This is a genomic window from Ochrobactrum sp. PL_is501 (assembly GCF_055816895.1).
In genome coordinates, this window is sequence record NZ_JBVPGR010000036.1 from 459,564 (window position 1) to 479,268 (window position 19,705).

14 protein-coding genes are annotated in these 19,705 nt (G+C 59.2%); 9 read left to right on the forward strand and 5 right to left on the reverse strand.

Translation table 11 applies throughout. From position 1 onward, the window contains the following. Positions 1 to 117: 117 nt before the first annotated feature. The gene (hrpB, locus tag AC0TOF_RS15555; RefSeq protein WP_473768922.1) at positions 118 to 2,574 is read right to left on the reverse strand and encodes an ATP-dependent helicase HrpB; all 2,457 of its coding nucleotides are present in this window, start codon (positions 2,572 to 2,574) and stop codon (positions 118 to 120) included. A gap of 56 nt (positions 2,575 to 2,630) precedes the next feature. Between hrpB and AC0TOF_RS15560 the strand changes: the two genes are divergently transcribed. From AC0TOF_RS15560 to fghA, 6 genes are read left to right on the forward strand one after another with little or no spacing between them, the layout of a single operon-like run. Further along, the gene (locus AC0TOF_RS15560) at positions 2,631 to 3,074 is read left to right on the forward strand and encodes an acetyltransferase (RefSeq protein ID WP_473768923.1); all 444 of its coding nucleotides are present in this window, start codon (positions 2,631 to 2,633) and stop codon (positions 3,072 to 3,074) included. A gap of 46 nt (positions 3,075 to 3,120) precedes the next feature. Beyond that, entirely contained in the window at positions 3,121 to 3,408 is a 288-nt protein-coding gene (locus AC0TOF_RS15565) for a metal/formaldehyde-sensitive transcriptional repressor (RefSeq protein ID WP_122003040.1), read from the forward strand. 34 nt (positions 3,409 to 3,442) lie between these two features. Continuing rightward, positions 3,443 to 4,555, forward strand: a complete 1,113-nt coding sequence (locus AC0TOF_RS15570; protein ID WP_122003039.1) for an S-(hydroxymethyl)glutathione dehydrogenase/class III alcohol dehydrogenase — start codon at positions 3,443 to 3,445, stop codon at positions 4,553 to 4,555. Beyond that, entirely contained in the window at positions 4,555 to 5,028 is a 474-nt protein-coding gene (locus AC0TOF_RS15575) for a GNAT family N-acetyltransferase (RefSeq protein WP_473768924.1), read from the forward strand. The genes AC0TOF_RS15570 and AC0TOF_RS15575 overlap by 1 nt, the downstream gene beginning before the upstream one ends. After that, positions 5,028 to 5,684, forward strand: a complete 657-nt coding sequence (locus AC0TOF_RS15580; protein WP_473768925.1) for a DUF1345 domain-containing protein — start codon at positions 5,028 to 5,030, stop codon at positions 5,682 to 5,684. Before AC0TOF_RS15575 ends, AC0TOF_RS15580 begins: the two co-directional genes overlap by 1 nt. Before the next feature lie 20 nt (positions 5,685 to 5,704). Further along, on the forward strand, positions 5,705 to 6,541 hold the full coding sequence (gene fghA, locus AC0TOF_RS15585) for an S-formylglutathione hydrolase (RefSeq protein ID WP_473768926.1): 837 nt from the start codon (positions 5,705 to 5,707) through the stop codon (positions 6,539 to 6,541). Here the strand turns inward: fghA and AC0TOF_RS15590 are convergent, their stop codons facing one another. Further along, positions 6,542 to 7,918, reverse strand: coding sequence for a cytochrome P450 (locus tag AC0TOF_RS15590; protein WP_473768927.1), 1,377 nt, complete (start codon positions 7,916 to 7,918; stop codon positions 6,542 to 6,544). It abuts the gene before it with no gap. A 302-nt stretch (positions 7,919 to 8,220) separates the two neighbouring features. Between AC0TOF_RS15590 and gyrB the strand changes: the two genes are divergently transcribed. After that, on the forward strand, positions 8,221 to 10,662 hold the full coding sequence (gene gyrB, locus AC0TOF_RS15595) for a DNA topoisomerase (ATP-hydrolyzing) subunit B (protein WP_122003131.1): 2,442 nt from the start codon (positions 8,221 to 8,223) through the stop codon (positions 10,660 to 10,662). A 49-nt stretch (positions 10,663 to 10,711) separates the two neighbouring features. Here the strand turns inward: gyrB and AC0TOF_RS15600 are convergent, their stop codons facing one another. After that, positions 10,712 to 12,655, reverse strand: a complete 1,944-nt coding sequence (locus tag AC0TOF_RS15600; protein ID WP_473768928.1) for a DEAD/DEAH box helicase — start codon at positions 12,653 to 12,655, stop codon at positions 10,712 to 10,714. Between the two features lie 313 nt (positions 12,656 to 12,968). Further along, the gene (polA, locus tag AC0TOF_RS15605; protein WP_473768929.1) at positions 12,969 to 15,926 is read right to left on the reverse strand and encodes a DNA polymerase I; all 2,958 of its coding nucleotides are present in this window, start codon (positions 15,924 to 15,926) and stop codon (positions 12,969 to 12,971) included. A gap of 411 nt (positions 15,927 to 16,337) precedes the next feature. On the opposite strand from polA, the gene AC0TOF_RS15610 reads away from it, so the two are divergent. Both AC0TOF_RS15610 and AC0TOF_RS15615 read left to right on the forward strand, forming a co-directional pair. Next, entirely contained in the window at positions 16,338 to 17,747 is a 1,410-nt protein-coding gene (locus tag AC0TOF_RS15610) for a dipeptidase (RefSeq protein WP_473768930.1), read from the forward strand. Between the two features lie 44 nt (positions 17,748 to 17,791). Continuing rightward, positions 17,792 to 18,409, forward strand: coding sequence for a ribonuclease D (locus AC0TOF_RS15615; protein ID WP_122003030.1), 618 nt, complete (start codon positions 17,792 to 17,794; stop codon positions 18,407 to 18,409). Positions 18,410 to 18,414: 5 nt separating this feature from the next. On the opposite strand, the gene AC0TOF_RS15620 is transcribed toward AC0TOF_RS15615, so the two are convergent. Next, positions 18,415 to 19,530, reverse strand: coding sequence for an acyltransferase family protein (locus tag AC0TOF_RS15620; RefSeq protein ID WP_473768931.1), 1,116 nt, complete (start codon positions 19,528 to 19,530; stop codon positions 18,415 to 18,417). Positions 19,531 to 19,705 lie beyond the last annotated feature (175 nt).

Below are 19,705 nucleotides of genomic sequence, written 5' to 3' on the forward strand. Positions count from 1 at the left end.
ATAGGGTCAGGACCTACTAATTTGATGGAAATGGTGCGAGGCCATCCTGCAACCCAGCAACACAAAGTCCGAAATCTTCAAACGAAAACCAAGACATGACATGCTGGGATCAAACACCTAGGTACCACGCGGCTTGGCGCGGCGCGTTGCTTGCGCATTGGCCGGGTCTTCCGGCCAGACATGTTTCGGATAACGGCCACGCATATCGGAACGCACATCGGCCCAGGAGCCTTTCCAGAAGCCCGGAAGATCGCGAGTTATCTGGATGGGACGGTGAGCCGGAGAGAGAAGCTCCAGCAAAAGCGGCACCTTGCCATTGGCGATGGAAGGATGCGCGCCAAGGCCGAACAGTTCCTGCACGCGCACCGCGATCACCGGCTCGTCGGCATCGTATCGGATCGGAATATTCGATCCGGTGGGCACTTCGAAATGTGTCGGCGCAAGCTGGTCGACACTGCGCTGGAGGTCGAAGGGTACGAGGCTTATCAGACCGTTTTTCAGCGCATGCGCTGGAATGCGGTCGAGTTGGGCTTCCCCCGTCAGGAAGGGCAACAGCCAGTCTTCAAGCCTTTCCATAAGCGTTTCGTCAGCCATCGACGGCCACGGGTCGCCCAGACCGCGATGAAGCCAGCCAAGCCGTCGGCGCAGGGTGTCCGCCTCCTTGCTCCACGGCAGGATGGAAAGCCCATGTTCACGCACGGCGGCAATCACACCTTCGTCGGCAGCGCTTCCGGAAGGAGCGGCGAGCGGCTTTTCAGAGAGAGCGATAGCGCCAATGCGCACGGCTTCGCGCGCCCGCAAGGCATTCTTTTCCGGATCGTAGACAACTTGTCGTCCACTCTCGATTTTGCCGCCCAAGGCAGCGCGGATTTCTGTTTCGCTGACTTCCGCAGCAGAAAGAACACGCGCCCGTCCTGCCTTGCCCGTCATATCGGCAACCACCAGCCACGATGCGCGGCTCAAACTGATGGCAGGATCGACCTCGCCTCCGCGTCCATTGGCGAGCAGGAATTGTCCCGTTGCCCCACGCGCTTTGGCGACACGGTCTGGATAGGCGTCAATGAGCATGCGGCCAACGCTTGAACCGGCTGGTTCGCCTTTGTTGGACACATTTGCAGCCAACCGTTTCGCCAAGCCTTTGGCACGCTGGGCGCGATCAGAACGATCATTGCGGAACCGCGCCATGCGCGTATCGAGGTCGGTTTCATTGCCGCCAAGGCCGCGCTCGGTCAAAAGAACAGCAAGCTCTGCCGCCCGCAGCGCCTCGCCGCGTTTACCCGCTTCCGCCACCATATGCGCAAGGCGTGCAGGCAGGGCGAGTGAGCGCATAGCCTCACCATCTGCGGTCAAGCGTCCGGCATCATCAAGCGCACCAAGTCGGCGAAGCAGTGCCTTGGCCTCTTTGAGCGCAGGCAATGGCGGCTTGTCGAGCAGCGACAAGGTTGCTGGATCAGTCACGCCCCAGGCAGCCGCATCAAGCACAAGGCCGGAAAGATCGGCTTCCAGAATTTCGGGGGGCGAGAAAGCGGGAAGCGATGCCGTTTGCCCCTGATGCCAGAGGCGGATAGCAATGCCCGGCTCTGTACGACCGGCACGGCCCGCGCGCTGATCGGCACTCGCGCGCGAAGTACGCACGGTTTCGAGGCGGGTCAGGCCTGTAGCGGGTTCATATTTCGGCAGGCGGGCAAGGCCGCTATCGATGACCACGCGCACGCCGTCTATCGTGATGGAGGTTTCGGCAATCGAGGTCGCCAGAACAACCTTGCGATACCCAGCCGGTGCGGGCTTGATCGCCGCATCCTGATCGCGGCCTTCCATTGCGCCATAAAGCGGGGCGAGCAGCACATCGGGCGGCAGACGGCCTTCCAGAAGCCGCGCTGTGCGTTCAATCTCGCCCTGCCCTGGCAGGAAAGCCAGAATGCTGCCCGTTTCGTCCGCCAGTGCGTCGCGGATCGCCCGCGCCATTGCATCTTCGATCCGTTCATCGGCCTTGCGGTCGCGATAGCGGATATCGACAGGAAAAGCGCGTCCCTCGCTCTCGATCACCGGCGCGTCACCGAGAAGCGATGCCACACGCGCGCCATCAAGCGTTGCCGACATGACAAGAATCTTGAGATCGTCGCGCAATGCAGCCTGTACATCAAGCGCCAGCGCCAGACCAAAATCCGCATCGAGACTGCGTTCGTGAAACTCATCAAACAGAACTGCGGCAACGCCCTTCAAATCTGGATCATCAAGGATCATGCGCGCAAAAACGCCCTCCGTGACGACAAGGATTTTGGTTTTGCCCGATACCTTGCTTTCTAGGCGCATCCGGTAGCCGACGGTTTCGCCCGGCTCCTCGCCCAGAAGCTGCGCCATGCGGCGGGCGGCAGCGCGTGCCGCCAGACGGCGTGGCTCAAGCAGCACGATCATGCCGTCCTCGCGCCAAGCGGCATCCAGCATGTGTATAGGCACCAGTGTCGTCTTGCCTGCACCGGGCGGCGCGACGAGGACTGCGCTTGCATGATGCGCCAATGCCTCGTCCAGCTGAGGCAAAATTCGTGTCACAGGAAGATCAGGCAGGCTCGTCAAAGTAGTTTCCGTCAGATAAGGCCTTCGCTTTGGTGCTTATCACACAGGAAACCCACATGATCCATATTCGAAAATCGAGCAAGGCAGATGCGCCCGCTCTGACCGAAATCTGGCGCGCCAGCGTTCTCGCCACGCATGACTTCCTCAGCCGCGACGATTTTCTGGAAATCGAAAAGCTGGTGGCCGAGCAATATCTGCCCAATGTCGAGGTCTGGCTTATTGAAGACGCTGGCAAGCCGGTCGGCTTCATGGGCATGAGCGATCATCATATCGACAGCCTGTTCATCGCCCCCGACCAGCGCGGCAAAGGCATCGGCAAGCTGATGATAGCCCATGCAAAAGCTGCCGGCAGTCCTCTGACCGTCGATGTGAACGAGCAGAACCTGCAAGGCGTCGGCTTTTACCGGCATATGGGATTTGTCGAAACCGGACGTTCGGAAACAGACGACCAGGGACGCGCCTATCCACTTCTGCACCTGCGGCTGATGTTCGGCGATTGACGTACTCCCCCGGAGTATATAGATTTCATTGAAATCGGGAGATTCCATGCCACATTCGCCGGAAGACAAGAAGCGCGCCCTGACGCGCCTGCGCCGCATTCGCGGTCAGGCCGAAGCGCTGGAGCGCGCGGTGGAGGCTGGCACGGAATGCGCGGCACTGCTGCAGCAGATCGCGGCGTTGCGAGGCGCGGCGAACGGGCTGATGGCGGAAGTGCTGGAAAGTCATTTTCGCGAGACGTTTGCACAGGAAACCGGAGGCGGTCAGGAAGCCAAGGCGGACTCCGATACGCAAATTGACGAAATCATGCGGATTTTGCGCACCTATCTGAAATAGGCGTGCAACACACAACTGGAAGGAAAACATCGCCATGAAGTCACGCGCAGCCGTTGCCTGGGAGGCAAAAAAGCCGCTCACCATCGAAACCGTCGAGATCGGCGGCCCGAAGGCTGGCGAAGTGCTGGTCGAAATCATGGCGACGGGCGTTTGCCATACCGATGCCTATACGCTGTCGGGCCTCGATTCCGAAGGCAAGTTCCCGGCCATCCTCGGCCATGAAGGGGCCGGCATCGTGCGCGAAGTGGGCGCAGGCGTGACCTCCGTCAAGCCGGGCGACCATGTCATTCCGCTCTACACGCCGGAATGCCGCCAGTGCAAAACCTGCCTGTCGCAGCGCTCGAACCTGTGCACCTCGATCCGCGCCACGCAAGGCCAGGGCCTGATGCCCGACCGCACCACGCGCTTTTCCTGCGATGGCGGCGAAGTCTTCCACTATATGGGCTGCTCGACCTTCTCCAACTTCACGGTTCTGCCGGAAATCGCGGTGGCGAAAGTGCGCGAAGACGCCCCTTTCGACAAGATCTGCTATATCGGCTGTGGCGTCACCACCGGCATCGGCGCGGTGATCTATACCGCAAAGGTTCGTCCGGGCTCCAATGTCGTGGTGTTCGGTCTCGGCGGCATCGGCCTCAATGTCATTCAGGGTGCCCGCATGGTGGGCGCGGACAAGATCATCGGCGTGGACATCAATCCAGCCAAGGTCGAAATGGCGAAAAAGTTCGGCATGACCGACTTCATCAACCCGCGCGAGATCGGCAATGACAAGGTGGTGCAGGCCATTCAGGATCTGACCGACGGCGGCGCGGACTATTCCTTCGATGCCACCGGCAATACCGATGTCATGCGGCAGGCGCTGGAATGCTGCCACCGCGGCTGGGGTGAATCAATCATCATTGGCGTTGCGGAAGCGGGCAAGGAAATCGCCACGCGTCCGTTCCAGCTGGTTACAGGACGCGTCTGGAAAGGCACCGCCTTTGGTGGCGCGCGCGGTCGCACCGACGTGCCGAAGATCGTGGACTGGTACATGGAAGGCAAGATCAATATCGATGATCTTATCACCCACACCATGCCGCTTGATGAAATCAACACTGCCTTCGACCTCATGCATGAAGGCAAGTCCATCCGTTCGGTGATTGTTTACTGATGGCTGAAAAGCTTCTCGTTTCCCAGTGGGATGAAATTGACGCCCTGACCCCGCGCGCACTTTATGCGATGCTGAAACTGCGCGTGGACGTCTTCGTTGTCGAACAGAAATGTCCTTATCCGGAGATCGACGGCAAGGATTTCGAGGCGTTTCACCTGCGCATTCTCGATGGTGAGGAACTTGCAGCGAGCCTGCGAGTTCTTCCACCGGAACAGGGTGGAAAGCCGGTCAAGATCGGACGTGTCGTCGTGGCGCCGGATTATCGCGGCTACAAGCTCGGCCAGCGGCTGATGAAAGAGGCCATCGAATTTGCTCAGGCGCGTTTTCCGGGCATGGCGATCGAACTCGGCGGACAAAGCCATCTGCAGAAATTCTATGGCTTGTTTGGCTTCATGGCGATTTCTGACGAGTATCTTGAGGACGGCATTCCGCATGTCGACATGCGATTGGAACCAAAGGAAACGGTTGCCTGATGTTTTTGCTGCGCCGCCATATGTCCTTCTATCTTGGCGCCTTTGGCGGCGTGGCAGCATATATCATTGCCTGGCTGGTTGACCGGGAACTCGCACCCGTCATCGGAGCCAACTGCTTCTTCGTGTTCTATCTCGCGCTGACGCTCTTTGCGCTGCCAAAGCTTACGGCTGCGCATTTGAAGAAGCACGCTGCCAGCGCCGATGAGCCGGTCTGGATTATCTTCCTTGTGACCTTCGCCACCGTCCTGGTGGCGGTGGCTTCCCTGTTCATCCTCATCAACCGGCAACCGCAGGCCGATGCCTTTGCCCTGGTGGTGACGCTGGCATCGGTGCCGCTTGGCTGGTTCACCATTCACATGATGACGGCGCTGCATTATGCCCATGTCTATTGGCAACCGGGCCAACCTGCTGGCAACGACAGCAGCCATGCCAGCCGCCACCGCGGCGGCTTCGAGTTTCCCGGCACACCGGAACCTTCCGGATGGGATTTCGCCTATTTTGCCTATGTCATCGGCATGACGGCGCAGACGTCCGACACCAGCATCACGACGCCTGCCATGCGCAAGATCACGCTGCTGCATAGCATCGTGTCCTTCTTCTTCAACACCGTGCTGGTCGCCGCTTCCGTCAATGTCGCGGTGGCGCTCGGAAGCTGAATCAAACCGGGAATTTCTTGATGGAAACCATTTCGACTGCAAAATGTTTTGATGGAACGCAAGGCGTTTATCGCCACAAGAGCGCGACAAACCAGTGCGACATGACCTTTGCCGTCTTCCTGCCGCCACAGACCGCGAACGGTCCGGTCCCTGTATTGTGGTATCTCTCCGGTCTCACCTGCACGCATCAGAACGTGATGGACAAGGGCGAGTATCGGCAAATGGCTGCAGAATTGGGAATTGCCGTCATTTGCCCCGATACCAGCCCACGCGGGGACGACATTCCTGATGAACCGGACAACTGGCAGTTCGGCAAGGGTGCCGGGTTCTATGTCGATGCGACGCAGGAACCCTTTGCCAGGAACTATCGGATGTATAGCTACATCACGGAAGAGCTGACCGATCTGGTGGCGGAAAACTTTCCGCTCGACATGTCGCGTCAGGCTATAACCGGCCATTCCATGGGCGGGCACGGCGCGCTGACGATAGCGCTCAAAAACCCGGACCGCTTCAAGTCAGCCTCGGCTTTCGCTCCCATCGTTCAGCCATCAACGGCGGGATGGTCCAGACCGGCTCTCGAAAAATACCTCGGACCGGAAGAGCGGGCATGGCGTGCCTATGATGCTACCCTTCTGATCGAGGACGGCTACCGGTTCCCGGAGTTTCTGGTGGATCAGGGCACCGCCGACGGTTTTCTCGATGATGGTCTCCGGCCCTGGCTGCTGGAAGAGGCATGCAAGAAGGCCGGCATTCCGCTCACGCTCAATATGCGCGACGGCTATGACCATTCCTATTTCTTCATTTCGACCTTCATGGGCGATCATCTGCGCTGGCATGCGGAGCGTCTGAAGCGCTGATCAACGCTTCAGAACCTTCATCGGCAGACCGCCTTTCGGCTGGGTGGTAAGTTTCTGCACGGGCCAGGGATTCGTTGTTTCGAGGGCCTCGAAACGGTGGCCATCCAGCAAGGTTGCCAGCGCAATGACCGCCTCCTGCAAGGCAAAGCTTGCGCCTATGCAGACGCGCGGTCCCGCACCGAAGGGCAGATATTGAAAGCGGTCGAGCTTGTCCCGGTTTTCGGGCCAGAAGCGTTCCGGCACGAAAGCATCCGGCTGATCCCAGTAGAGCCTATGGCGATGAATGACCCACGGCATGACCAGCACGGTAGCGCCCTTGGGGATTTTCAGATCGTCATATGTATCGTCGGTGGCAGCCTCGCGATTGATCGACGGTGCTGGCGGATAAAGCCGCATCGCCTCCTCGAAGGCCGCCCGCGTGAAAGATAGCGACGCCAGCCAGTCCTGCGGCGGCAGATCGCGTCCGCCCCGTGCAAAAAAGCTGTCGATTTCTGTTTCAATACGTTCGCGCTCGCGCGGCGCCTTGGCGAGCAGATAGAGCGTCCAGCCAAGAGCGCGGGCGGTTGTCTCATGCCCTGCGCCGATGAAGGTGATGATGTTGTCCTCGATCTCGGAGCGGCTCAGGCCGTCCGGCCCTTCGGCGCGCAAAAGCAGGGTAAGGAAGTCGCTCGGCACGTCTTCGCCCCTGTCCATGCGGGCTTTGCGGAGCGCTATGGTGTTTGAAACCAGCTCGCGGAAGAAACCCAGCGATTGCTGTCCACGCAAGCGCGTGAAGCGCGGAAGCCAGTCAGGCAGCCCCAGAAGATCGAACGGATCGACCCGCCCCATCGTTTCGAACAGCCTGTCAATCTGATGGGCAAAATCGTTTGGATCGCCCGCGATCTCGCCCGAAAACAAAGTTTCGGCGAGAATATCGTAGGTCAGGAGCGTCATGTCATGGGCGACATCGGTAATCGTGCCGGGCGTCTTGTATCGCTCGGTGAAGCGAAGCGACCGGTCGCGCATGGTCTCGGCAAAACCGCCGATATGACGCGGCGTGAAAACCGGAGCCATGGCCTTTCGCGACCGCTTCCACACCTGCCCCTCAGCCGTCAGCAGACCGTCACGCAATAGCGGACGCAACACGCGCTGGCGAATGGCGGACATCGGATAATTGGCGGCATTGTCGACCAGCACATGGCGGATCAGCCCCGGATCGTTGGCGATGATGGTTTTCATGCCGAACCAGCTGACGGAAATCCAGCGCTCGTTATAGGAAGGCTCGCCCCAAAGCTCGAGCGGGTTCCTGTAGACGACCCGCATCATCTCGAAACGCCCCACCGGCTTTTCGCGCGGTCGCGGTGCAGGCGGCACGAATGGACCCGGTCTTTCGCTCATGACGTTCGCAGTTTCCATCAAGCGTTCCTTTCGTCACAGAGCGCGTTTCAATCTGATTGGATCATGCTCCAAACAGGTCACGAACGCCCCCGCCAAACCGGATATAAGCGTCAATTGTGGCGGTTCCAGAAGCCGCATGGCGCCGGGATCACCCTGATATGGACAGACTGCCGGAATCCCCGGCAAATTTACCGCCAAAATTTGGAAAAATGGTCGTTAGCACCTATATTAAAGCCATGTTTGTCGCGTGATTCGACATATCTTTGAAGCTGCATTCGCAGCGCGTTTTTCGAAAGATTTTCATGAGCGAGATGCCCGAGATGAATTCCGAAGCCCCCGCCGAATATGGCGCGGATTCCATTCGTGTTCTGAAAGGTCTGGACGCCGTTCGCAAGCGGCCCGGCATGTATATCGGTGACACGGATGACGGCTCCGGCCTGCATCATATGGTCTACGAGGTCGTGGACAATGCGATCGATGAAGCGCTGGCAGGACATGCCACGCTTGTCACCGTCACCCTCAACCCGGACGGGTCCTGCACCGTGACCGACAATGGTCGCGGTATTCCGACCGATATCCATAAGGAAGAAGGCGTTTCGGCTGCCGAAGTCATCATGACCCAGCTCCACGCTGGCGGCAAGTTCGACCAGAATTCCTACAAGGTTTCCGGCGGTCTGCACGGCGTCGGCGTGTCGGTGGTGAATGCGCTGTCGATCTGGCTAAGGCTGAAGATCCGCCGCGCTGGCAAGATTCATGAAATGAGCTTCACCCATGGCGTTGCCGATGCTCCGCTCGTGGTGACCGGCGATGCAGGCGATGAAACCGGGACGGAAGTGAGCTTCCTGCCTTCGCCTGAGACCTTCTCCATGGTCGAGTTCGATTTCGATACGCTGGAGCGCCGTCTGCGTGAGCTTGCCTTCCTCAATTCCGGCGTTCGCATCAAGCTTGCCGACCGCCGCCATGCCGACGTCAAGGAGCATGAGCTGCACTATGACGGCGGCCTGATCGAATTCGTGAAATATATCGACCAGAGCAAGAAGTCGCTTCTGGAAGAGCCGATCTATATCCGCAATGAAAAAGACGGCATGACGGTGGAAGTCGCCATGTGGTGGAACGATTCCTACCACGAAAAGGTGCTGTGCTTCACCAACAACATCCCGCAGCGCGACGGCGGCACGCATCTGGCCGGTTTCCGTGGCGCGCTGACACGTCAGGTGACGGGCTATGCCGATGCTTCGGGCATGACCAAGAAGGAAAAGGTGACGCTCACCGGCGATGACTGCCGTGAAGGCCTGACCGCCGTTCTTTCGGTCAAGGTTCCCGATCCGAAATTCTCGTCGCAGACCAAGGACAAGCTGGTTTCCTCGGAAGTGCGTCCCGTGGTGGAAAGCCTCGTCAACGAGGCGCTTTCGACATGGCTGGAAGAACATCCGGCAGGCGGCAAGGCCGTGGTCGAGAAGGTCATTCAGGCAGCCGCAGCCCGTGAAGCAGCCCGCAAGGCCCGCGATATCACGCGCAAGAGCAATCTGAGCGTGACGTCCCTGCCCGGCAAGCTTGCCGATTGTCAGGAACGCGACCCAGCCAAGTCCGAAATCTTCATCGTCGAGGGTGACTCCGCAGGCGGCTCCGCCAAGAGCGGCCGTTCGCGCCAGAACCAGGCCATCCTGCCGCTGCGCGGCAAGATCCTCAATGTTGAACGCGTGCGTTTCGACCGCATGATCTCGTCCGATCAGGTCGGCACGCTGATCACCGCGCTTGGCACGTCGATCGGCAAGGATGAGACGCACGGCTTCAATCCGGACAAGCTGCGCTATCACAAGATCATCATCATGACCGACGCGGACGTCGACGGCGCGCACATTCGCACATTGCTGCTGACCTTCTTCTTCCGCCAGATGCCGGAACTGATCGAGCGCGGCCATATCTATATTGCGCAGCCGCCGCTCTATAAGGTGTCGCGCGGCAAGTCCTCGCAATATATCAAGAATGAGGCTGCTTTCGAGGACTTCCTCATCGAGACAGGTCTTGAAGAAGCGACGCTGGAAATGGCAAGCGGCGAAGTTCGCGCCGGGCCGGACCTGCGTTCGGTGGTGGAAGATGCACGCACCATGCGCCAGCTTCTGGCCGGTCTTCATACACGCTATGATCGCCGCGTGGTGGAACAGGCTGCCATTGCCGGGCTGCTTAACCCGGATGCCTCGAAAGACAATGCAACCGCGCAAGCTTCCGCCGATACTGTTGCAAAGCGTCTCGACATGATCTCGGAAGAAACCGAGCGTGGCTGGACGGCCCATGTGACGGAAGACGGCGGCTATCGTTTCGAGCGCATGGTACGTGGCGTGAAGGATATTGCATTTCTCGACATGGCGCTGCTCGGCTCTGCCGATGCCCGCCAGATCGACCGCGTGGCGGCACGCCTGTCGGAAGTCTTTGCTGAACCGCCGGTGCTGCGCCGCAAGGACAAGGTGGAGACGCTTTCCGGTCCGATGGGCCTGCTCGATGCAATCTTCGCGACTGGCCGCAAGGGCCTGACCTTGCAGCGCTACAAAGGCCTGGGCGAAATGAACGCCGAACAGCTTTGGGAAACCACGCTCGATCCGAATGTGCGTTCGCTGCTGCAGGTCAAGGTGACGGATGCAACTGACGCGGATTCCCTGTTCTCGCGCCTCATGGGCGACGAGGTGGAACCGCGCCGCGAGTTCATCCAGGAAAACGCGCTGAGCGTCGCCAATCTGGACGTTTGATAAAAAAGCCCCGGAAATCCGGGGCTTGTCATTATTCTATGCAGTAAGTTTATTCGCCGCGACGCTTCTTGGCGTAACCGCCGCCTTCAGGCTTTTTACCGCCCTTTTTGAAGCCGTCTTTCTTGAAGTCGTCTCCGCGGGAGAAATCGCGCGGCTTGTCCCACTTATCGCCCTTGGAGCGGTCGCCCTTATAGCCATCGCTCTTGTAGCCGTCGCGGAAGCCGCCTTCCTTGAACTTGTCGCCACGCGGCTTGAAACCACCCCGGCCTTCGCGCGGAGCAGCGTCGCCGCCTGCACCTGCAACGGCAGTACGGATCACGAGACCCTTTTCGCCCGTGCCGCGCTCCTCGACCGAACGGCGGAACTCGTCAGCCTTCGAGGCTGTGATTTCGAAACGGGTTTCGTTGTCGAAAATCTTGATCGAACCGACATCGCGCTTCGAAACATCACCTGCCTTGCAGATGAGCGGGAGCAGCCATTTTGGATCGGCGCGATGCTTGCGGCCAGCGGAGACCGAGAACCACACGCCGTCAAACGATGCATTGCGATCAAAACGCTCGCTCGGTTCACCACGATCACGACGGTCGCCACGGTCGAAACGATCTGAACGTTCGCCTTTTTCAAACCGATCCCCCCGTTCAAAACGATCTTTGGGCTTCTTGCCGCCAACCGGATGCACAGGCGCGTCGGAAACTTCTTCCGCTGCCGGATAGGAAGCCACTTCGCGGTTGAGGAAAGCACTCGCAATCTGTTCCGGCGTATAACGCTCGGTCAGCGCCTTGAGGAGATCCTGATATTCTTCTTCAACAGGCTGGTTGAAGACTTCGGCATTCAGGATGCGCTCATTGGTCTTGCCCTGAACAGCGGCGATGTTTGGTGCGGGAACCGTCTGCGCATCGAGCTTTGCCATATGCAAAAGACGCTCGGCGGTGCGGCGGCGCGAGAACGGCACGACCAGAACACAGGTGCCCTTGCGACCGGCGCGGCCAGTACGGCCTGAGCGGTGCAGCATTGTTTCCGGGTTGTTCGGCAGATCGGCGTGAATAACCAGATCGAGATTGGGCAGGTCGATACCGCGCGCGGCAACGTCGGTCGCGACGCAGACGCGGGCGCGGCCATCACGCATTGCCTGAAGCGCGTTATTGCGTTCGGCCTGGCTGAGTTCGCCTGACAGGGCCACCACGGCAAAACCGCGATTGGAAAGCCGGCTCGCCATGTGCTTCACCGCTTCACGGGTCGAGCAGAAAATGATCGAGTTCTGGCTATCGTAATAGAGCAGCGTATTGATGATCGCGTGGTCGCGCTCATGCGGCGGCACCGGCATGGCCACATAATCGATGTCGGCGTGCTGGCTGGTTTCGCTCTGGACGGTGATGCGCAGCGCATCGTTCTGGAAGCGCTTGGCAAGCTGGGCAATCGGCTTCGGCACGGTTGCCGAGAACATCAGCGTGCGACGGTCTTCCGGTGCTTCGCCGAGAATGAATTCGAGGTCCTCGCGAAAGCCCATGTCGAGCATTTCGTCGGCTTCATCAAGCACGACGGCACGCAGTTCCGACATGTCGAGGGCATCGCGGGTGATATGGTCGCGCAGGCGTCCGGGCGTGCCGACAACGATATGGGCGCCACGTTCGAGCGCACGGCGTTCGGTGCGGATATCCATGCCGCCAACGCAGGATGCGATGCGCGCGCCGGTATCGGCATAGAGCCATTCCAGCTCGCGACGAACCTGAAGCGCCAGTTCGCGCGTCGGGGCGATGATCATGGCAAGCGGAGCAGCCGCATCGCCAAAACGCAGCTCATCTTCGAGGATGGTGTTGGCCATGGCGAGGCCGAACGCGACCGTCTTGCCCGATCCGGTCTGTGCGGAAACGAGAAGGTCGGCATCGAGCGTTTCGGGAGCCAGAACAGCATTCTGGACGGCGGTGAGCGTATTATAACCGCGAGCGGCTAATGCTCCGGACAGAGCCGGAGCGATGGTTTCGGGCAAAGACATGAACCACTTTCACGAAAAAAGCTTCTCAAGTCGTATACCCATTGGTCGCGGACCCACTTGTCCACGACTCCCCTGACGACCACCGAAGCAACAGAATTGATGCTTCCCTATAGGGTTGGGCCTACCACGTCAACCGTTTAAGGCTTTAGTTCCCCCGGTCAAGCGGTTCGACGCAGCAGATCGCCAGTCATTTCGGTGTCCAGAGGATGTGGTCCATCCACCCGGCTATCTCGTCGAAAAAGCTCGAAAATGAACCACATTTCCTTCGCTTTTTCTCCTCGTATCCGAATGGATGGCCTCACACCATTTTCACCTAGTGAGCCTCATCCCAGTTATGCGCTGCACGCGCATCGACATGCAGCGGCACGGCAAGCGAGACGGCAGGCATTGCCGCATTTTCCATCACATGACGCACGACCGGAATTGTCTTTTCGACTTCCATATCAGGCACTTCGAAGATCAGTTCGTCGTGCACTTGCAGCAGCATGCGCGCGGCGAGATTTTCCGACTTCAGCGCATCCTCCATGCGGATCATGGCGCGACGGATGATATCGGCAGCCGAACCCTGAATGGGCGCATTGATGGCGGCGCGTTCGTTGAAGGCGCGTATCTGCGGATTGGATGCCCTGATATCAGGATAATGGGCGCGACGGCCAAAAATGGTTTCCACATAGCCATGCTCGCGCGCGAAAGCTTTGGTCGCCTCCATATAGTCCTTGATGCCGGGAAAGCGCTCGAAATAGGTGCGGATATATTGCCCGGCTTCCTCACGCGGGATGGAAAGCTGGTTCGCCAGACCGAAAGCGGAAATGCCGTAGATGATGCCGAAATTGATCGCCTTGGCGCGGCGGCGCACTTCCGACGGCATGCCCTCCACCGGCACGCCGAACATTTCCGACGCCGTCATGGCGTGAATATCGATGCCGTCGGCAAATGCCTGTTTCAATTGCGGAATATCAGCAACATGCGCGAGAACCCGCAGCTCGATCTGGCTGTAGTCGGCCGAGATCAGCTTGTTGCCGGGTTCGGCGATGAAGGCGGTCCTGATCTTGCGGCCCTCGGCGGTGCGCACCGGAATATTCTGCAAATTCGGGTCCGATGACGAGAGGCGCCCCGTCGATGTGGACGCCATCGCATAGCATGTATGAACGCGCTTCGTTTCGGGGTTGATGAAACCCGGCAGCGCATCCGTATAGGTGGATTTGAGCTTGGTGAGCTGGCGCCAGTCCACGATCTTGCGCGGCAGCGGATGGCCTTCGGCGGCAAGGTCTTCCAGCACCTGCGCGGAGGTCGACCACTGGCCGGTCTTGGTCTTGGACGCGCCCGGCAGCCCCATCTTGCCGAAAAGAATGTCGCCAAGCTGCTTCGGCGAACCAATGGTGAATTTCTCGCCCGCAAGCTCGTAAATTTCGTCTTCATAGGCAGCGGCAGCCTGCGCCAGATCGCCGGAAAGCCGCGAAAGCACCTGCCGGTCGACGGAAATGCCGCGCTCTTCCATGCGCGCCAGCACATCGATCAGCGGACGCTCCAGACGTTCATAGACCGACATCAGCCCTTCCGCCGCAAGGCGCGGCTTAAGCACCTGCCAGAGACGCAGTGTGACATCGGCATCTTCCGCCGCATAGGCCGTCGCCCGGTCGATATCGACCATATCGAACGTTACGGCGCTCTTGCCGCTGCCCGCCACGTCCTTATAGGCAATCGGCGTGTGACCAAGCCAGCGTTCGGACAGCGGGTCCATGCCGTGGCTGCCGGTGCCTGCATCCAGTACATAGGAGATCAGCATCGTATCGTCGAACGACACGGTGTTGATCCCGTAGCGTCGCATGACCAGCCAGTCATATTTCATGTTCTGCGCGATCTTGAGAACCGAAGCGTCTTCAAGCACCACCTTCAAGGCAGCCAGCGCTTCGCCCAGCGGAATCTGCCCCTCGACCATGCCGCCGCCCAGAAGATCACCCGCACCGGATTTGTGCTGGAGCGGAATGTAAGCGGCCCTGCCCGGTGCCAGCGCCAGCGAAAACCCGACCAGTTCCGCCTGCATCGGATCGACCGAAGTGGTTTCCGTGTCAAAGGCCAGGAGGCCGGTTTCCATCGCTTCAGCAAGCCAGAGCTTCAATGTCGCGATATCGCGAATGCAGGTATAGGCGCTCGTATCGATCTTTTGCGCGCGCGCCGCTTCGGCACGTTTTTCGGCAAGCGCTATCGGCCTGTACCCGGCTTCTGTCGTGGAAACGGTGACCGTTGCCGTCACGGCAACGACCGTCACTTCGCCATCCGCCTTGGGTGGAACATCCATGTCCGGCCCGTGAAGATCGGCGGTGGATGCGTCAGCGCCCCAGCTTGTTTCGACATGGCAAGGCTCGACGGCTGAAGGGTCCGTGTCGGTCGCCTCGGCCACGCGGCGAGTGAGCGAGGTAAATTCCATAGCCTTGAGGAAACCGATCAGCTTCGGCCCGTTCTGCGGCTCCAGCACAAGCCCATCCAGATCAACGTCCAGCGGCACGTCGTTCTTCAGCGTCACAAGCTCACGCGCGATCTTTGTCTGGTCGGCAAAGGCCAGAATATTCTCGCGGCGCTTGTTCTGCTTGATTTCGGAGGCGCGGGCCAGAAGCGTGTCGAGATCGCCGAATTCCTCCAGCAATTGCGCCGCCGTCTTCGGCCCAATACCGGGAATGCCCGGCACATTGTCGGTGCTGTCGCCGGTCAGCGACTGCAGGTCGATCATCTTTTCCGGCGGAACGCCCCATTTTTCGATCACTTCGGGGATCGAAATCTGCTTGTCCTTCATGCTGTCATACATCGACACGCTCGGCGTCACGAGCTGCATGAGGTCCTTGTCGGACGAAATGATTGTAACATCGCCGCCGGCTTCCGCCGCGATGCGGGCATAGGTCGCGATCAAGTCGTCGGCCTCGAAACCCTCCTTCTCGATGCAGGGCAGGTTGAAGGCGCGCGTTGCCTGGCGGATAAGGCCGAACTGCGGGATCAGGTCGTCCGGCGGCGCGGTACGGTTGGCCTTGTAATCGGGATAAAGCTCGTTGCGGAAGGTCTTCGACGAATAGTCGAAAATGACCGCAAAATGGGTCGGCACCACACCGACATCCGTGTTGCGCGCATCCTTCAGGAGCTTCCACAGCATGTTGCAGAAGCCCGAGACGGCGCCGACCGGCAGACCGTCCGTCTTGCGGGTCAGCGGTGGCAGGGCATGATAGGCGCGGAAAATATAACCCGAGCCGTCAACGAGAAAGAGATGATCGCCTTTTTTCATAAGGTAGAATTAGAGGAAAGCCGCGATAAAGGAAACCGCTCCCTTGTCAGGAGAAACAACCGTCCACGTGAAAGAAATCCATCACGTCGCGATAACGGGTTTGTTACAGATTTGTAATCTTCCGTGCCCTTGAATAGCCACAGTTGAAAGGCCAAATCCAGGTCATCGACAGTTCGTCGGTCGCCGGTTTTCTGACCCGTCCCCCGTTGGATACCGGATGTTAGCGGCAGCCTCATTTCCCCTCTCCGGGCTGCCGCTTTGAGTGTAGTGATATGGCCGTTACGGTAACCCCCTCACCGTAACGGCCAATTCATTTTTCGGAGAGCGTCTTCCCCTCGAATTGGGTTTCTTCTTGCCGACGCTGGTTGTAGTGTGCCGCCAGTTTACGTTACGACTCGTCAGGAAGTTTTCATGTCCCAGCAATCGTCTACGCCATCGCTCGACAAAGTCCTCACCCATCTCGACAACAATCTCGACAAGAGCCTCGATCGCCTGTTCGATCTCCTGCGGATCAAGTCGATTTCAACCGATCCGGCTTTCAAGGCTGATTGCCGCAAGGCTGCCGAATGGCTTGTCGAAGACCTGAAGACAATCGGCTTCGATGCAAGCGTGCGCGACACGCCCGGCCACCCGATGGTGGTTGCTCATCACGAAGGCGCCACACCCGATGCGCCGCATGTTCTGTTCTACGGGCATTATGACGTGCAGCCGGTCGATCCGCTCAATCTGTGGGAAAACGATCCGTTCGATCCCGCGATCAAGGATGTGGGAAACGGCCGCAAGATCCTGACCGGGCGGGGCACGTCCGACGACAAGGGCCAGCTCATGACCTTTGTGGAAGCCTGCCGCGCCTACAAGGCCGTGAATGGCAATCTGCCAGTCAAGGTGACGTTGCTGTTCGAAGGTGAGGAGGAATCCGGTTCGCCCTCGCTCAAGCCTTTCCTTGATGCCAACAAGGAAGAACTCAAGGCCGATGTGGCGCTCGTCTGCGACACGTCCATGTGGGACATGGAAACACCCGCCATCAGCGTCGGCTTGCGCGGTCTCGTCGGTGAGGAAATCGTCATCAAGGCAGCCGACCGCGATCTGCATTCCGGTTTCTTCGGCGGCGCCGCGGCGAATCCGATCCATATCCTGACCAAAATTCTGGCCGACCTGCATGACGAAACCGGACGCATCACCGTGCCGAACTTCTATGAAGGCGTGGAGGAAACCCCGACGCAGATTCTGAAGTCGTGGGAAGGACTGGGCCGCACGGCAGAGAATTTCCTCGGCCCCATCGGCCTTTCCATTCCATCCGGCGAAAAAGGCCGCAGCGTGCTCGAACTCACCTGGGCGCGCCCGACGGCGGAAGTCAACGGCATCACCGGGGGCTATACCGGCGAAGGCTTCAAGACCGTCATCGCGGCACAGGCTTCGGCCAAGGTCTCGTTCCGCCTCGTGCACAACCAAGACCCCGTCAAGATTCGCGAAGCCTTCCGCGCCTTCGTGAAAGAGCGTGTGCCAGCCGATTGCTCGGTCGAATTCCATCCGCATGGCGGCTCGCCCGCCATTCAGCTGCCCTATGATTCCCCGCTTGTTTCCAAGGCCAAGGACGCGCTTTCCGACGAATGGCCCAAGCCAGCCGTGCTGATCGCCATGGGCGGCTCGATCCCGATTGTCGGCGATTTCGACAAGTTCCTCGGCATGGAATCGCTGCTGGTCGGCTTCGGCCTTGAAGATGACCGCATCCATTCGCCCAACGAGAAATATGAGCTGAACTCCTTCCACAAGGGACAGCGCTCATGGGCAAGGATTATGGCGGCTATCGCCTCCAAGTAGGGCAAGAATCATGGCGGCTATCGCCGCGAAGTAAGGACAACTGCATGACAATCCGTTTTCATAAAAACGATCTGCCGAACCTCGATCATTATCAGGTGGACGCAGTCGCCATCGACACCGAGACGCTGGGCCTGAACCCGCATCGCGACCGGCTTTGCGTGGTGCAGATTTCGCCCGGCGACGGCACGGCGGACGTGATCCAGATCGAGGCCGGACAAAAGAAGGCGCCCAATCTGGTGAAGCTTTTGAAGGATCGTTCGATCACCAAGATCTTCCATTTCGGGCGCTTCGATCTGGCGGTGCTGGCACAGGCTTTCGGCACCATGCCGCAGCCGGTTTTCTGCACCAAGATCGCCTCGAAACTCACCCGCACCTATACGGATCGCCACGGCCTGAAAGAGCTCTGCAGCGAACTTCTGGAGGTTTCGATCTCCAAACAGCAGCAGTCTTCCGACTGGGCAGCAGAAATACTATCTCAGGCGCAGCTCGAATATGCCGCGTCGGACGTCCTCTACCTCCATCGCCTGAAAGCCGTGCTTGAGCAGCGGCTTGAGCGCGACGGTCGCACGAAACAGGCCGAAGCCTGCTTCAAGTTCCTGCCGACGCGCTCGGAACTCGACCTGATGGGCTGGCCGGAAGACGATATTTTCGCGCATTCGTGATGAAATCAGACGGCGGCGGCAGCCGCCGTTTTCTTTTGCGGTTGGCCGTCGATATAGGCCCAGTCGGGACGGCGAAACAGGAATTTGCCGTAACCGCTCCACTGGATAAGACCATAAAGAATGATCGGCCCAATGACGCCGCTTGCCGTCGTCAGAAGCGAGACGGTGCCAATATCGCCGATACCGAGTTTCAGCAGCACGGTGCGGGCAATGGCCATCGGCAGGAAAAAAGCCAGATAGACGACAATCGAATGCGCGCCGAGCCAGCTCAAGCCTCGATGCAGCCAGTTTGCCGCTGGCAGGAGGCTGAGAAGCGAGGAAACCGAAATGATTGCCAGCGCACCCACCACTCCGAGCAGCAGGGAAACCACCGGCAGGTCGCTGACAGCACCGCGACCGTTCAGAAGATCGCTTGCGGGCGATATCAGCCCGGCGAGACTTTCCGGCACCGGCATGAAGACAAGCTCATATTCCACAAAACCCCAGGCGAGCAGACCGACAATGCCGATGAGCGGGCGCTGGCGCAGCCAGTCTGCGGCCCGGAAAATGGCGGGCGCAAAGGCATAGCCCGCATAGAAATAGACGAAGCGCGAACAGAATTCGTCCACCATGACCCAGCCGGTATGGACCGGCAGAATTTCGAGAAATGCCAGCGCGGTAAAGGTGACGCCCATCGGCACGCGCTTCAAAAGCCGCGTCGCGATGAAGAAGACGGGCAGGATATAGATGAACCAGAGCGTCCCGAACGGCTCGATGAATGCCAGCAGATAGGCGTTCACCACACCCGACAGTCCCGCCTCGCTGGCGATGCCGGGCGCCTTGAAGGCGAACTGGATCGTCAGCCACAGAATATAGAAATAGAGAAAGTGCACGACCTTGCGGTCAAGGTAGCGCCGCCAGGGCCTGTCGATGACAACACTGAGGAAAAGGCCTGAAATCATGAAGAAATCCGGCATGCGGAACGGCTTGGCGAAGGCGACCACATAGTGCATCCAGCCTTGCGCGCCGGCTGCCTTCTCGACACCGAGCGTCGAGTGCAGCATCACCACGAAGATGATGCAGATACCCTTGGCAATATCGACCCAGTCGACCCGCCCATTCAAACCCTGGATATGATGCATTTGCGGCCCCCGGCAAGTTTTCCCGCTCTCTATAACCCGAACGGCGGCATATTCACATACCGAAGGACTTGCGTGAACCTGCGCCATATTGCGCCTCGATCATATCAAGACTCATCACAAGGCAATCACAGGAACGTGTATTGCTTCCGTCACATTCCGCTTGATGTGTCCCGTT

Bases quoted from the DNA above. Each gene is read 5' to 3' on its own strand.
- AC0TOF_RS15560 (WP_473768923.1), top strand. From the start codon at position 2,631: ATGATCCATATTCGAAAATCGAGCAAGGCAGATGCGCCCGCTCTGACC.
- AC0TOF_RS15565 (WP_122003040.1), top strand. From the start codon at position 3,121: ATGCCACATTCGCCGGAAGACAAGAAGCGCGCCCTGACGCGCCTGCGC.
- AC0TOF_RS15570 (WP_122003039.1), top strand. From the start codon at position 3,443: ATGAAGTCACGCGCAGCCGTTGCCTGGGAGGCAAAAAAGCCGCTCACC.
- AC0TOF_RS15575 (WP_473768924.1), top strand. From the start codon at position 4,555: ATGGCTGAAAAGCTTCTCGTTTCCCAGTGGGATGAAATTGACGCCCTG.
- AC0TOF_RS15580 (WP_473768925.1), top strand. From the start codon at position 5,028: ATGTTTTTGCTGCGCCGCCATATGTCCTTCTATCTTGGCGCCTTTGGC.
- fghA (WP_473768926.1), top strand. From the start codon at position 5,705: ATGGAAACCATTTCGACTGCAAAATGTTTTGATGGAACGCAAGGCGTT.
- AC0TOF_RS15590 (WP_473768927.1), bottom strand. From the start codon at position 7,918: ATGAGCGAAAGACCGGGTCCATTCGTGCCGCCTGCACCGCGACCGCGC.
- gyrB (WP_122003131.1), top strand. From the start codon at position 8,221: ATGAGCGAGATGCCCGAGATGAATTCCGAAGCCCCCGCCGAATATGGC.
- AC0TOF_RS15600 (WP_473768928.1), bottom strand. From the start codon at position 12,655: ATGTCTTTGCCCGAAACCATCGCTCCGGCTCTGTCCGGAGCATTAGCC.
- polA (WP_473768929.1), bottom strand. From the start codon at position 15,926: ATGAAAAAAGGCGATCATCTCTTTCTCGTTGACGGCTCGGGTTATATT.
- AC0TOF_RS15610 (WP_473768930.1), top strand. From the start codon at position 16,338: ATGTCCCAGCAATCGTCTACGCCATCGCTCGACAAAGTCCTCACCCAT.
- AC0TOF_RS15615 (WP_122003030.1), top strand. From the start codon at position 17,792: ATGACAATCCGTTTTCATAAAAACGATCTGCCGAACCTCGATCATTAT.
- AC0TOF_RS15620 (WP_473768931.1), bottom strand. From the start codon at position 19,530: ATGCATCATATCCAGGGTTTGAATGGGCGGGTCGACTGGGTCGATATT.